Origin of the sequence: Nocardia sp. NPDC059240 (genome assembly GCF_042753865.1) — a bacterium.
Taxonomy (GTDB): domain Bacteria; phylum Actinomycetota; class Actinomycetes; order Mycobacteriales; family Mycobacteriaceae; genus Nocardia.
On sequence record NZ_JBHZAC010000001.1, the window covers coordinates 576,232 to 589,282 of the forward strand.

At 68.2% G+C, this 13,051-nt stretch carries 17 protein-coding genes; 7 read left to right on the plus strand and 10 right to left on the minus strand.

Going from position 1 to position 13,051, the window contains the following annotated elements:
- Positions 1-173 precede the first annotated feature (173 nt).
- On the plus strand, positions 174-1,160 hold the full coding sequence (locus ACFXHA_RS02860) for a glycosyltransferase family 9 protein (RefSeq protein ID WP_379352304.1): 987 nt from the start codon (positions 174-176) through the stop codon (positions 1,158-1,160).
- 19 nt (positions 1,161-1,179) lie between these two features.
- Here ACFXHA_RS02860 and ACFXHA_RS02865 read toward each other — a convergent pair whose 3' ends face one another.
- Genes ACFXHA_RS02865 through ACFXHA_RS02880 form a run of 4 tightly spaced genes read right to left on the minus strand, consistent with a single transcriptional unit; the run spans position 1,180 to position 3,854 of the window.
- Positions 1,180-1,956 (minus strand): SDR family NAD(P)-dependent oxidoreductase, encoded by a 777-nt coding sequence (locus ACFXHA_RS02865; RefSeq protein ID WP_379352305.1) that lies wholly within the window; start codon positions 1,954-1,956, stop codon positions 1,180-1,182.
- 25 nt (positions 1,957-1,981) lie between these two features.
- A complete protein-coding gene (locus ACFXHA_RS02870) occupies positions 1,982-2,398 on the minus strand; it encodes an SRPBCC family protein (RefSeq protein WP_379352306.1) in 417 nt (138 codons plus the stop codon).
- On the minus strand, positions 2,398-2,925 hold the full coding sequence (locus tag ACFXHA_RS02875; protein ID WP_379352307.1) for a GtrA family protein: 528 nt from the start codon (positions 2,923-2,925) through the stop codon (positions 2,398-2,400). Before ACFXHA_RS02875 ends, ACFXHA_RS02870 begins: the two co-directional genes overlap by 1 nt.
- A gap of 50 nt (positions 2,926-2,975) precedes the next feature.
- A complete protein-coding gene (locus ACFXHA_RS02880) occupies positions 2,976-3,854 on the minus strand; it encodes a 3-keto-5-aminohexanoate cleavage protein (RefSeq protein WP_379352308.1) in 879 nt (292 codons plus the stop codon).
- Positions 3,855-3,983: 129 nt separating this feature from the next.
- On the opposite strand from ACFXHA_RS02880, the gene ACFXHA_RS02885 reads away from it, so the two are divergent.
- On the plus strand, positions 3,984-4,862 hold the full coding sequence (locus ACFXHA_RS02885; RefSeq protein WP_379352309.1) for an aminoglycoside phosphotransferase family protein: 879 nt from the start codon (positions 3,984-3,986) through the stop codon (positions 4,860-4,862).
- Positions 4,863-4,926: 64 nt separating this feature from the next.
- Entirely contained in the window at positions 4,927-5,538 is a 612-nt protein-coding gene (locus ACFXHA_RS02890; RefSeq protein WP_379352310.1) for a class I SAM-dependent methyltransferase, read from the plus strand.
- Positions 5,539-5,542: 4 nt separating this feature from the next.
- Here ACFXHA_RS02890 and ACFXHA_RS02895 read toward each other — a convergent pair whose 3' ends face one another.
- Together ACFXHA_RS02895 and ACFXHA_RS02900 are read right to left on the minus strand one after the other, a co-directional pair.
- Complete coding sequence (locus ACFXHA_RS02895) at positions 5,543-6,433, minus strand: DMT family transporter (protein ID WP_379352311.1); 891 nt, start codon at positions 6,431-6,433, stop codon at positions 5,543-5,545.
- Positions 6,434-6,484: 51 nt separating this feature from the next.
- Complete coding sequence (locus ACFXHA_RS02900; RefSeq protein WP_379352312.1) at positions 6,485-6,808, minus strand: ArsR/SmtB family transcription factor; 324 nt, start codon at positions 6,806-6,808, stop codon at positions 6,485-6,487.
- A 170-nt stretch (positions 6,809-6,978) separates the two neighbouring features.
- Here ACFXHA_RS02900 and ACFXHA_RS02905 point away from each other — a divergent pair, with 170 nt between their 5' ends.
- Together ACFXHA_RS02905 and ACFXHA_RS02910 are read left to right on the plus strand one after the other, a co-directional pair.
- Positions 6,979-7,665 carry a M23 family metallopeptidase gene (locus ACFXHA_RS02905; protein ID WP_379352313.1) on the plus strand — a complete coding sequence of 229 codons (687 nt, stop codon included), beginning with the start codon at positions 6,979-6,981 and terminating at the stop codon, positions 7,663-7,665.
- Between the two features lie 184 nt (positions 7,666-7,849).
- Entirely contained in the window at positions 7,850-8,908 is a 1,059-nt protein-coding gene (locus ACFXHA_RS02910) for a hypothetical protein (protein WP_379352314.1), read from the plus strand.
- Here the strand turns inward: ACFXHA_RS02910 and ACFXHA_RS02915 are convergent.
- On the minus strand, positions 8,859-9,185 hold the full coding sequence (locus ACFXHA_RS02915) for a hypothetical protein (protein ID WP_379352315.1): 327 nt from the start codon (positions 9,183-9,185) through the stop codon (positions 8,859-8,861). The two genes, ACFXHA_RS02910 and ACFXHA_RS02915, sit on opposite strands and share 50 nt — an antisense overlap.
- Before the next feature lie 229 nt (positions 9,186-9,414).
- On the opposite strand from ACFXHA_RS02915, the gene ACFXHA_RS02920 reads away from it, so the two are divergent.
- Positions 9,415-9,750, plus strand: coding sequence for an RNA polymerase-binding protein RbpA (locus ACFXHA_RS02920; RefSeq protein WP_379352316.1), 336 nt, complete (start codon positions 9,415-9,417; stop codon positions 9,748-9,750).
- Between the two features lie 59 nt (positions 9,751-9,809).
- Here the strand turns inward: ACFXHA_RS02920 and ACFXHA_RS02925 are convergent, their stop codons facing one another.
- The gene (locus tag ACFXHA_RS02925; protein WP_379353426.1) at positions 9,810-10,886 is read right to left on the minus strand and encodes a LuxR C-terminal-related transcriptional regulator; all 1,077 of its coding nucleotides are present in this window, start codon (positions 10,884-10,886) and stop codon (positions 9,810-9,812) included.
- 135 nt (positions 10,887-11,021) lie between these two features.
- Here ACFXHA_RS02925 and ACFXHA_RS02930 point away from each other — a divergent pair, with 135 nt between their 5' ends.
- The gene (locus ACFXHA_RS02930) at positions 11,022-11,444 is read left to right on the plus strand and encodes an ester cyclase (RefSeq protein WP_379352317.1); all 423 of its coding nucleotides are present in this window, start codon (positions 11,022-11,024) and stop codon (positions 11,442-11,444) included.
- On the opposite strand, the gene ACFXHA_RS02935 is transcribed toward ACFXHA_RS02930, so the two are convergent.
- Together ACFXHA_RS02935 and ACFXHA_RS02940 are read right to left on the minus strand one after the other, a co-directional pair.
- Positions 11,428-12,066 carry a hypothetical protein gene (locus ACFXHA_RS02935; RefSeq protein ID WP_379352318.1) on the minus strand — a complete coding sequence of 213 codons (639 nt, stop codon included), beginning with the start codon at positions 12,064-12,066 and terminating at the stop codon, positions 11,428-11,430. The genes ACFXHA_RS02930 and ACFXHA_RS02935 overlap by 17 nt on opposite strands.
- A 118-nt stretch (positions 12,067-12,184) precedes the next feature.
- Complete coding sequence (locus tag ACFXHA_RS02940) at positions 12,185-12,967, minus strand: ABC transporter permease (RefSeq protein WP_379353428.1); 783 nt, start codon at positions 12,965-12,967, stop codon at positions 12,185-12,187.
- Between the last annotated feature and the right edge of the window lie 84 nt (positions 12,968-13,051).

Below are 13,051 nucleotides of genomic sequence, written 5' to 3' on the forward strand. Positions count from 1 at the left end.
TCGATCACACCCTGCCAACGACAGCCGGTAGTACAAAACGGATTCGGCGTCGTCACGACCGGTTCCCCTGGTTTCACTCCCGGACAGGCCGGGTAGTCCTCAGTCATTGGCTCTCTGCGGTGTCCGGTAGGGAGTCTCGCGTCGTGGGCAGCGTGGCCGGCTAGGAGAAAAAGGTGGCGGTTGTACTAGTGCTGCGAGCACGCGGACTCGGTGACTTGCTCACCGCGGTTCCCGCGTTGCGCGCGCTGCGCCGGGCCCGACCCGACGACCATATCGCTCTCGCCGCCTCGCATCGCCTCAAACCGATCGTCGACCTGATCGCCTCCGTCGACGAGATGGTGCCCGTTACCGATCCCCTCGGATTACGTTGGGACGGGGAGAAACCCGCGCTCGCGGTCAACCTCGCCTGCAGCGCCGAAGGCATCGCCGAACTGGTCCGCACCCGGCCCGACCGCATCCTCACCTACCGCAACCCGGCCTTCCCCGAATTATCCGGCCCCGACTGGCAGCCGGACATGCACGACGTCGACCGCTGGTGCCATCTGCTCGAATTCGACGGCATCGCCGCCGACCCCCGCAACCTCGGCCTGGTCCCGCCGGTCGCCGCCACCAGCCACCGCGACGCCGTCCTCGTCCACATCGGCGCGGGCGCCGCCGCGCGGCGCTGGCCGCCCGACCGCTTCGCCGCCGTGGTCCGTCATCTACTGGTGCAAGGCCGCGAAGTCGTATTGACCGGTGACGAATCCGAACGCGAAGCCGCCCTCGGTGTCGCCGCCCGCGCGGGCCTGTCCCCCGCCCACGTCCTCGCCGGCCAGCAGAACCTCATCGAACTCGCCGCCACCGTCGCCGAAGCCGCCCTCGTCATCTGCGGCGACACCGGCGTAGCCCACCTCGCCACCGCGTTCGGCACCCGCACTGTCCTCCTGTTCGGCCCCAACCCGCCGTCACGCTCCGGCCCACCCCCACACCTGCTCGGCCGCCACGCCGTCCTCTGGGCAGGCCAGATCGGCAACCCCGACGCCGCCGTCCCCGACCCCGGCCTCCTGAAAATCGGTGTCCCCGAAGTCATCAACGCCGCCGACAAACAACTCCGCAAACGCCCCTGGCCCGGCACCGGCCTCGACCGCCGCTCCCAACAGTCCTACCGCCGCGTCGGCTGATTCCCCACCGGAGAGGGTGTCAGCCGCGGTAGCGGCGAGCAAGTTCGGGACTTTGACCGTCGAACGCGGCCAGATCAGCGGTGAAGACGTGCTCCAGCAGCAGGGGGTCCTCGACTCCGGGTGCGATAACGACCTCTCCCAGCTCGATTCCGCGCAGCGCGCCGGTGACCAGGTCCTCGGCGCTCATGCGGGGCACCGCGCTCACGTCCAAGCCTTGGGCGGCATGGAAATTGGTGGCCACGACGCCCGGGCAGACCACGTGCGCGGTCACACCCGAACCCGCCAATTCCGCCGCCAGCAACTGTGTCATCGCCACCAGGTTGGCCAGCGTCCCGCCGTAGACCGCACGACGCGGCATGACGGACGCATCGGCGGGTCCACTGAACGCGATCATGCCCGCCACGTTGACAATGCTGCCCGTGCCTCGCTTCTGCATACCTCCGACAGCGGCTCGCATGAGCAAGGTAGGGGCGAGGACCTTGACGTTGACGATTTCCCGGGCCTGCTCGGCGGACAGGTCGGCCAGCGGCATGTAGTGGGCGACACCGGCATTGTTGATCAGCATCCGGAGGGGCTCGGCGGCAACGACTTCGGCGACGGTGTCGATGCCCTCGGGGGTGGACAGGTCGGCGGCGATCGTGCGGACCTCGACCTGCGGATGAGCTACGGCGAACTCTTCGAGGCGGTCCTTGGTGCGCCCGACGATGATCAAGTCGTGGCCGTCGGCGGCGAGCCGTTCGGCGAAGGCCTTGCCGATTCCCGAGGTCGCTCCGGTGACCAGTGCGAGGTTGCCCATCGTGTCGCCCCTTCGGATCGCGCCGCTACGGTTGCTCGTATTCTGCTGCCTCGATGGACTTCTTCATCTCCGCAATGCCGATCTGCGTGCGGATTCGTATCTCGGGAGCGAGGGTGTCGGGCAGGATGTCGGTGGTCCAGATCAGTCGCCCGTACTCGCCCTCGGCGCGGACTTCGAACGAGGCGTGGTGGTAGTCCAGTGCCGGTCTGGCGCCCTCCACCACGGAGTAAGCCAGCCGCCGTGACTCGTCGTCTATGGCGACGATCAACTCCTGGATCACATGGCCGTCAGGGAAGGTCAGGAACCGGTCGACTCCCGCGACCCGGGTTTCCGCCACCCGGCCGGGAAGCAGGCGCTCGTGGACGGCACCGACATCGCGAATGACATCCCAAATATGTTGCGCGGCCGCATTGATCACGACCTCCTGGCGAATGCTCGCCACTACCGCTCCTTCGACCGCACCGGCTCGGCCCGCTCGACCATCGCGACAGGATGCGGGAAGACGAATTTGCGCATCGCCCACCACCGGAAGGCCGTGGCCAGCAAGGTGCCGATCACGGTCGCGCTGAGGAAGTCGGCGATGTTCTCCACCAGTAGCGACACATGCGGAACCCGGAGCTGGAACACATAACTCGACACCGCCAACGGCAACTGTGTGATCACCATGCCGACCGCGGCCACCAGGAAGAACAACGCCGCCTCATGCCGCCCCTGACGACCACCGCGATCAGTGAAAGCCCATTCCCGGTTGAGCACATACGACAGCACCGTCGCGATCAAAGTGGCCAGAATGTTCGCCGTCAACGGCTTCCCGTGCAGCACAGTCCACTTCAGCCCGAAGAACAACACCGTGGTCGTCACGAACGCGATCGCCCCGACGGTCAAGAACTTCAACAACTCCGCATTCCGCACAAACACCGACAGCATCCGCTTGGGCACCCGCGCGACGACAACCTGGACCAAGAACACCCCGCCAGGCTATCCGACCGCCCGAAGCACAGATATTGGCGGACTGCGTATTACCTCTCGCCCCACAGCACAGCCATGACGTCTTGCGCTGCGACCGGCGGACGACCGTGCCGCGCACCGAGGTCGGCCGCCCGCGCCACCAGTTCCTCGTTGCTCGGCTGACCTGGCCCGGCATAATCCTCGAGCCCCACTCGGACATGACCACCCGCTCGCAATGCCGCCTCCGCGAGCCCCGACCCGAGGACGTCGCCCCACGGCACCCCGACCATCCAGGGAAGCCCTGTGTCACTGATCATTTCGACGTACGCATCCAGACCGGCCTGGGTCGGCGGTAGACCGAACAGCGCCGCAGGTCCGCCGAAATACAACTGAATCTTCGTCCGCCCGGGGAGTCGCCCCGCCCGGTGGTGCGCCAGCGTGAGCCGCAGAAAGCCAGGCTCGAAGATCGACACGTGCACCGGCAGGTCGACCTCACGACACCATCCGAACACCCGGCCGACGTCGGCGGCGGAGTTGCCGAACACAGGCAGATCCGAAGGCCCTTCGGCGCCCTCGAACGCCAGTGACAGGCAGCCCGCGTCCACGGTAGCCATGGTCAACGCACCGCGCCGATGCAGTTCTTCGATGTGCGAGAAGCGATCCGCGATCGCGGCAGACCGTTCCCCCGAGGTGGTGGGGTGCATCAGCAATCCGGGACAGGTCTCCCAGATTCGGCTCCAGGCCGCCTCGTAGGGATCGGCCGAATGCACGCTCGGCTCACCGACGTTCGGCTCGTCGTTGTGGTTGTGCACGATGCCCGCGCCCGCCTCGACACACCCGAGCGCCGTCGCCACGATCTCCTCGACCGTCCGCGGCACATGCGGATTCGCCTGCTTCGCCGTCGACCCGTTGATGGCGGCCTCGATCACCAGTGGCGTACCCGAACCCATCCGACCCCCCATTGGCCCTGCGGCTGATGGTCGCAAGCATCACCGGAATCGAGCCATCCCGCAATATCGGCTGGCGCGGACGGTGTGTCCTCCGCGACGATTCGGGGTGTGATTCATGTTCCGGGCCCGGTGCGGGTCAAGGCTCGGTCAGAGGGGGCCGAGGAGTGGCTGGAGCGGCTGCCGGCGGTGGTCGCGGGTATCGAGGAGGATTGGTCGATCACCGTCGGTCGGGCGTTCGATTCCGGTACGGAAGCGTTTGTGGCGGAGGCTGTTTGCGGGGATGGAACGCCCGCGGTGGTGAAGGTGTTGATGCCGCGTAGCGATCACAGCCAGCGGCATGAGATTACGGCGCTGCGGCTCGTCGACGGGGACGGGTGTGTGCGGCCGTTGCGGATGGATGAGGGGCGGGGGGTGCTGTTGCTGCCGCGGTTGGGGCGGTCGCTGGATCGGCTGAGGTGGTCGCAGCGGGCGCGGGAGGAGGTTTTGTGTACCACCGCGATGCGGGTGTGGCGGCGTGCGCCGGGCAGCGGGTTGCCGACCGGTGTCGACAAGGGACGGGACTTGGCCGGGTTCATTGCCGCGAAGTGGGAGGAGTTGGGGCGGCCTTGCTCCGAACGCGCTGTGGAGCATGCCCTGGGCTGCGCCGCGGAACGGGTTGCCGCCCATGATGATTCCCGGGCGGTGCTCGTGCACGGCGACGTTCATCAATGGAATCTACTCGAGGCCGAAGGCGGATTCACGCTCGTCGATCCCGATGGGCTGATCATCGAACCCGAATACGATCTCGGCGTCCTGATGCGCGAGGATCCGCTCGAGCTGATGGCCGAAGGCCCGTGGGTGCGGGCACATCGTCTTGCCCGGCGCTGTGGGCTCGACGTCCATGCCCTGTGGCAATGGGGTGTGATCGAACGCGTCTCGACCGGCCTCGTCTGTACCGAGCTCGGCCTGCAACCCGTCGGGCGGCAGATGCTTGCCGTTGCCGACCGGCTCGCAGTCGAGTGCCCATGATCGGGCCCCTCCGGTCGAGTGGCACAGTGGGTGCGGAAGACGGCCCGAGCGAGGAGGAACAGTCATGAGCGGACGGACACCCAGCCAGTGGGAAGAGATCGTCGCCGCTGATCCGACGCATTCGACGCGGTACGCCGAACGGTTTCGGAATCTCGCGGCCGAGGGGGCCGACATCGTCGGGGAGGCGCGGCTGATCGATGCGATGCTGCCGCGTGGGAGCCGAGTGCTGGATGCCGGGTGCGGTGCGGGACGCTCGGGCGGATATCTGCACAGGGTCGGGCATGTGGTGGTCGGGGTGGACGTCGACCCGGTGTTGATCGCGGCGGCGGAGCAGGACTATCCGGGACCGACCTGGCTGGTCGGGGACCTTGCCGAACTCGATCTGCCGGCGCGCGGCGTTGCCGCCGACTTCGACGTGATCGTGTGCGCCGGAAATGTGGTGACGTTCCTGGCGCCCTCCACCCGGCAGGCCGTACTGAGCGGGTTCGCCCGGCATCTCGCGCCCGGTGGACGGGTGGTCGTGGGGTTCGGGGCCGATCGAGGCTACGAGTTTTCGCAGTTCCTCGATGATGCCGAGCAGGCGGGGCTGACCGAGGACCTGCTGTTGTCGACGTGGGACCTGCGACCCTTCGGCGCAGACTCCGATTTCCTGGTGGCGGTATTGTCCCGGGCGTGAGCCGCTACCGGTCCGAATTCCGCTGTGCCGCAGACAGAGTCAGCGCGGCCATGACGAGAGCGATACCGCCGAGCTCCGGGCCGGAGGGTCGCTGGGACAGGGCGATCGCGCCGATGACGGCGGCGGTCGCGGGCAGCAGAGCCAGCAGCAGAGCAAAGCGGGCGCGCCCGACCGTACGCAGCACCAATTGATCGAGGGCGTAGGGAACCGCGCTGGACAGCACCCCGACACCGACGCCCAGCAGCCAGGTGTCCGGATCGGCGAAGGCGGTTGCGTCCAACAGCACTTGACTGGTCACCAGAATCGGGGCCAAAAGCATTGCGGCGGCGGCCATACCGACGGCCAAGGCATCCAGGCCCGAGCCTGCGTCGGCGACCTGCTTGCCCAGCAGGATGTAACCCGCCCACAGGGCCGCGGCCAGCAGGGCGAAACCGATGCCGAGCGGGCGCGCGTCGGAGGACACTCCGGCCAGCAGGAAGACGCCCGCGATCACCAGGGCGACGGCCGCGAAGTCGCGCGGGCGCCGGGACCCGAGGGTGGCGACCGCGACGGGACCGAGGAATTCGATGGCGACGGCCGTGCCGAGCGGAATGCGCGCGATCGCCTCGTAGAAGGCGATATTCATGCCCAGGGTGACGATGCCGAACCCGGTGGCGACGAGGACCGTCCGCCGCGTCCAGCGCACTCGCCAGGGTCGCCGCCACGCCAGCAGGGCCACACCGGCCGCGGCGGCACGCAGCCAGGCGACGGTCGCGGGTTCGACGGTGCCGAACAGGTGCACGCCGATCGCCGCACCGAGATACTGCGAAACTCCGCCCGCGATGAAGACAACCGGTACCGACCACCCGGGTAGCGCGGCCCGGCGCTGCGGCTCGACTGCGACGGACGTACCCACGCCGACACCGTATCCCCCGCCGCCGTCGACTGGTTCGCGCACTGTCGGCGGCTAGTCCGGCGGATCCTCGCGAGCCGTCGACAGGGCGGCCGAGTAGGCGGCCAGGGCGCTGGGCCAGAACTGTTCGAGGTAGTCGCGTGCGTCGGCCAGGCCGCGGGGGTCCAGGGAGTACAGGCGGCGGTTGCCGTCGGGGCGCATCATCACCAGCCGCGCCTCGCGCAGCACCTTCAGATGCTGCGAGACGGCCGAACTGGTGACGCCGAGGGCGGAGGCGAGGTCGCCGACCGATTTCGGGCCCTGGGGCAGTGATTCGAAGATCGCGCGGCGAGTGTCGTCGGCGAGCGCGCTCAATACTTTCACTCCATTAGCGACCACTTAAATAGATTGGCGGCATGGCTCGGCCGGGTCAATACAGCACCTGCAGTGTCGGCCGCCGTCATGGCGGAATTACGATGGTGTTGTTCCTGTTCGGGGCGCTTTTTGTACCAACGTGACGGTCACAACGCGATTTCGGGCCGGACACTGTCACCTCGTACGTTCGAGGCATGCCCGTAACCGTTCCGTTATCTCGCTTGCGTGGATCCGGCCGGTACCGGACGGCCGCCACCCGCGCGGTCGCCGTGACCGCGGTCGTCGCTTCCTCCCTGACCGCTCTCGCGGCCGCCGACCCCGACGTCGACAGCGCGCTCGCGGGCAGCCCGGTCGCCAACGCGGCCCTGGAATCCGATGCGCCCTTCACCGCGTTCACCCCGCGCGAGGCGCAGATGCCGCAGGTCGTGCCGCAGCCGGTGCTCGAATTCCTGGCCGGTTTGCACGCCGAGCAGAACCGCCCGAAGACCGTGCGCCCGGTCGCCGGTCCGCTCACCTCCGGCTTCGGGGTGCGCTGGGGTGCCATGCACGCGGGCATCGACTTCGGCGACGGTTTCGGCACGCCGATCCGCGCGGTCACCGACGGCACCGTGATCGAGGCGGGCCCGGCCTCGGGCTTCGGCCTGTGGGTGCGGGTCATGCAGGACGACGGCACCATCGGCGTCTACGGCCACATGCAGGACATCCTGGTCCAGGTCGGCCAGCAGTTGAAGGCGGGCGACGTGCTGGCCACCGTCGGCAATCGCGGCTACTCCACCGGACCGCACCTGCACTACGAGGTGCACGCCGGTGAGGGCGCGCCCATCGACCCGCTGCCCTGGCTGGCCGGGCGCGGCATGGATGTCGGCGCACCGGTCGACTGACCCACCCTCTTGCTCCGAACGCCGATGAGGGGCGTACGGATCGGCTTGCGCAACAACGGCGTTCGCGCTCGAAGAGAACGGCCCCGGCTACTACCGCCGGGGCCGTTCTCATACCCGGGTACTACGTGAGCGCCCCACCGTCGGGGGACGTGGCGTGCGGCCGGGCGCTCCTACCGTCAGCTCCATGACCACGCTCGATCGCCCGTCGCTCGCGTCGCTCCCCCGCCCGACCTTCGCTCACCGTCTGCACCGCCCGCTGCTGACGACCACCGTCGCCATGGCCGTCCTGGCGGTTTTCTCCCTGTGCGCCATGGCATTCGACGACCGGATGCTGCTGGGCGAATCGGTCTGGCTCAAACCGCTGAAGTTCGCCATCGCCATGACCCTCTACTGCGGCACCCTGGCCTGGCTGGTGGCGTTCCCGCATCGCGGGCAGCGCCTGACCTGGTGGATGGGCACCCTGTTCGCCGCCACCGCGGTCGTCGATGTGGGTTTCGTCGTGGTGCAGGCCGCGCGCGGCACCTTCAGCCATTTCAACACCCAGCACGACGCGGTCAACACCATCGGCCAGTACGTGTTCATGACCGGCGTGCCGGGCCTGTTCCTGGCGAATCTGGTGATCGCGGTGACCCTTTCGTGGCAGCGCGTCACCGACCGCCCGACCTCGATGGCCATCCGTGCGGGTCTGGGCATCGCGGTGTTCGGGATGGCGCTGGGCTACACGATGGGCTTCAGCGGCAAGCAGCAGACCACCGACGCCGCCGGGCATCCGGTCACGCTCGCCGCGGGCCACACCTTCGAGCACGGGCAGCCGGCCGTGCGCGACGGTGTCGCGGGCATGCCGGTGACGCACTGGTCGACGGCGGGCGGCGATATGCGGATCGCGCATTTCGCGGGCCTGCACGGCATTCAGCTGCTCATCGTGGCCGCCGTCGTGCTGACCCGCTTCGCCCCGACCGTGTCCTGGCTGCGCACCGAGGCCGCCCGCACCAGAGTCATCGGGGTGCTGGCGTTCGGCTACCTCGGACTGGTCGCCCTGCTGATGTGGCAGGCGCTGCGTGGGCAGCCGGTGACCCGGCCCGACGGTGAAACCCTCACCGCCCTCGGCCTTGTCGCCGCCGTCACCGCCGCCGGGATCGGCCTCGTGTACACCCTGAGCGTCCGCGACCAGCGTCCCGGCCGCCACAGCACGCTCAGCGCAGCCGCTCGGCCTCACGCGTCAAGGCCACCAATGTCGCGGTGAGATCGGCGAGTTCGATCATCTCGGCCCCCTCCGAGACGGCCGTGGCCACATCCTCGGCCGCACAGCGGGCCGCGAACCACCGGTCCGACAGATCGGACACCTCCTGGGCACTCAGTACCACCGAATCATCGGGAATACCGGTGCCCTTCACGCTGTTTCGATGTTCGTACGCGCGCTGGCGACATGATTGGCGGCAATACCGCCGGCGGCGTCCGATCTCCGATTCGGCGATCTCCCGCCCGCACCACTGGCAGCAGGACAGCACGCGTCGAGACATGGTCCGCAACATTAGCGGTTGACGGGCGCGACCGGGCGGAAGGGCACGCCGCAGCAAACCGACCCGGCCGGACGAGTAGGATGGTTGGGTTCTCCCCACGGGAACCCACACGTGCGCGTCTGCGTTGGATAGACGTAGCGCAGACGCAGAAACAGTTGTTGAACGACAGAGCTGTAGAACCTCGACAGAGCTGTAGAACATTGCCGACAGGCGAGAAGGGACCGCACTCATGGCAGATCGCGTACTCCGGGGGTCTCGACTCGGAGCGGTGAGCTACGAGACCGACCGCGACCACGACCTGGCGCCGCGCCGGATGGCGAAGTACCGCACCGACAACGGTGAGGAATTCGACGTCCCGTTCGCCGACGACGCCGAGATCCCGCCGACCTGGCTGTGCCGCAACGGCCAGGAGGGCATCCTGATGGAGGGCACCACCCAGGAGCCCAAGAAGGTCAAGCCGCCGCGCACACACTGGGACATGCTGCTGGAGCGTCGCAGCAAGGAAGAGCTCGAGGAGCTCCTGCAGGAGCGCATGGACTTGATCAAGAGCCGCCGCCGCGGCTGAGTCACAGCCGAAGACGACAAAACGGGTCCCCCGCACCATTCGGTGCGGGGGACCCGTTCTCATGCCGAGCCGTAGTGGGCGGCAAGCAGATTGGCGACCAGCTCACGGCGGCTGCGCACCCCGGCCTTCTCGAAGATCGACTTCAGGTGCTGCTGGACCGTGAACGGTGAGACCACCAGCAGATCGGCGATCTGCCGCGTCGAATTGCCCGCCAGCACCAGCGCCGCGATCTGCTGTTCGCGCGGCGTCAGCGGGTAGGCGGCCAGTTTGAGGGGCGCGATCTCCGGGGCGCGGGCAGGCTCGAGGATGACGGCGATGGGCCCGGTCGGCTCGGCGTCGGGGACGGTGTGCAGTCGTGACGCGTGTGCGACCAGCCAGCGGCCGGTGCGGGTGCGCAGCCGGATGCGCGGCACCACCGGTGAATTCGGGTCGTGTTCGAGGCTGCGTAGGCGCATGGCCACCGCGACGATGGCCTGCGGCAGTTCGGCGCGCGGGGGTTGATCGGCGACCTCGGCCAGCAGGGTCTGCGCCTCGGGAGTCATCGCCAGCACCGCCGCGGATTCGTCGAGCAGGAGCAGCCCGGGGGCCGGATGTCCGTCGGGGGCGGCCAGATCCGCCAGCAGTACGGCGGCACGCAATCCCTCGGCCAGATGCGGGGCCACGGTATGCAGGAACCTGATCTCCTCGGCACGGAAACCACGCGGCGAGGGTTCCCGGTGCAGGCACAACACCCCCCAGCAGCTGTCGCCGACCCGCAACGCCGCCCGCAATTCGTCGCCCATCCCGAGCGGCGCGAGGATGTCGCGGAAGCGGACGCTGTCCTCCGGGCTGCCGTGGGTGGCGTCGAACAGCGAGCAGATCGGGTCGGCCGCGGCGGCCAGCACCCGGAACCGGTTCACGTCGGAGTCGAGGAATTCGTTGGCCAGGAACTGCGGGGTGGCCGATTCCGGAATGGCGTCGATGACCGATCCGGTGAACAGCACGGTGGCCGGGTCGGTGGTGGCAGCCCAGTAGGCGGCGATGGGTATCGCCGCACGTAGAGCGGTGAGAGATTCGCTCAGGACGGTGCGCGCGTCCAGCCCGGAATGGCACAGCCGCACGATGTCTCGCTGTGCCCGATCCGCCGACCGGTTCATCCCCACCTGTTCAGGCTACGACCGTGCCACCCCGCTGCGGGATACCACGTTTCTGGAATATCCCCGACGCCCGCTGCGGCGCACAGTGACGGAACGGGCCCGCGCCGGCGGGCCGACCCGATTCGAGGAGTGATCATGTCCGAGCAGAACAAGGCGCTGGTGCAGCGTTTCGTCGACGAATTCTGGAGTGCCGGACGGTTGTCGGCGGCCGATGAGCTGATGGCCGCCGACGTCGTCATCCATTCCCCCGAGGTCGGCGGCATCGAGGGGCTCAAGCAGTTCAACGCCGCCCTGCGTGCCGCCTTCCCCGACTGGCATTCCACGCTGGAAGAGCTTGTGGCCGAGGATGATCGGGTGGCCGAGCGCTGGACCGGGCACGGCACCCAGCACGGTGAGTTCCAGGGCATCGCGGCGACCGGCCACGCGGTGGCGGTGCCCGGTGTCGTGTTCTATCGCGTCCGCGACGGCCGGATCACCGAATTCCGTGGCTCTTTCGATGTGTTGAGCATGCTCGGGCAGCTGGGTGCGCTGCCCGAACAGCTCACGGCTGGACGGTGATGGGAACGGTCGCGCTGCCCAGTGACTTCAGGCTCTTGCCGGGCACTTCGAGGGTGACGGTGATCGCGCCGGTTCCGGCGGTGTAGTGCACCTGCGGATCCTGGTTGAGCGTCACCTTCATGTGGTAGGTCGTGGACTGCCCGGGAGCCAGTGTGGTCGACGGGATGACGGGTTCCAGGAGGTAGTCCATCCCGGTCCCCTCCCGGACGAAGGTCACCGGTTTCCAGGTGTTGCTGCTCGCGTCGAGCAACTGCATCGTGCCCTGGGGGCTCATCTTCGCGCCGCCCGGACCGCAGCTGCAGCGACCCATGGCGGCGACCACGCCGACCGCCTGGCTGGTGGCGGTGGCGGACGGATTGGTCAGCGTGAAGTCGAACGCGATCGCGTCACCGTCGAGCTTGATGGTGGTCGAGCCCGGCACGGTCACGGTGAGATCGACGCCGCCACCTGACCCGGTGCCCTGGTGTCCGGCCGCGGGCACAGCACTGGTCGCCGGAGCCGCCACGGTCGTCGTCGGCGCCGAGACGGACGGTGTGGCGGCCGAGGGTGTGGCGGCCGGTGTCGCGACGGTCGTGTCATTGCATCCGGCGAGCAGCGCGACCGCGGCCGCACAACTCGCCACGGCGACCAGACGTTTCGAAATGTTGATGGTGTCTCCCCGGATCAGGGCCGCATGTGCGGCCCACTCAATTCGATCAAGTTATCGCGGAGCACCTCGTTTCACGTTAACTACCGAACACTCAGTGGCTGGCCACCTTCCGGTACTGCAGCACGGCCACCGGGACGGCGATGGCGAGGATGGCCAGCGAGCAGTAGATCGAGTATTCGACGCAGTGCTCGGCGGGCCACCCGGTCGCGGGTTTGAACGACGGCGGTGACCCGTTGTCGAAGAGTTTGCGCCCGGCCGCCGATACCGCGGTGATCGGATTCCATGCCGCGACCGTCTTCAGCGGCCCCGGCAGCGTCTCACTGGAGATGAATGCCGAGGAGATGAAGGTGAGCGGGAAAAGCCAGATGAGCCCGGCACTCTGGGCCACCTCGACGCTCGGCGACATCAGCCCGGTGATGGCGCCCACCCACGACATGGCGAACGCGAACAGCAGGATCACCGCGAACGCCAGCACCGCGTTCACGACGCCGCCGTTGATGCGCCAGCCCACCACGTACCCGCAGCCGACCATGACGGCCAACGCCAGGATATTGACCACCAGATCCGACAGGGTGCGTCCCATCAGCACCGCCAGCCGCGACATGGGCAGCGTCCGCATCCGGTCGATGATGCCCTTGTGCAGGTCGTTGGCCAGCCCGACAGTGGTGAACGCGGCGTTGAAAGCGACTGTCTGCGTGAAGATTCCGGCCAGCAGGAACTCCCGGTACTGACTGCCGCCCAGTGACGCCCCGAAGATGTAGGCGAACAGGAATACGAACATCAGCGGCTGGATGGTGGCGGTCACCAGCAGGGTGGGCACCCGCAGGATGGTGAGCAGGTTGCGATAGGCGACGATCGCGCTGTCGCGCACCACCCGGGGTAGCAGGATCGCGGGCCCGGAGGCGCGGTGGCGACCGTGCTCCTCGGCGGTGGGGTCGGTGGTGGGTGCGGCGGGCTC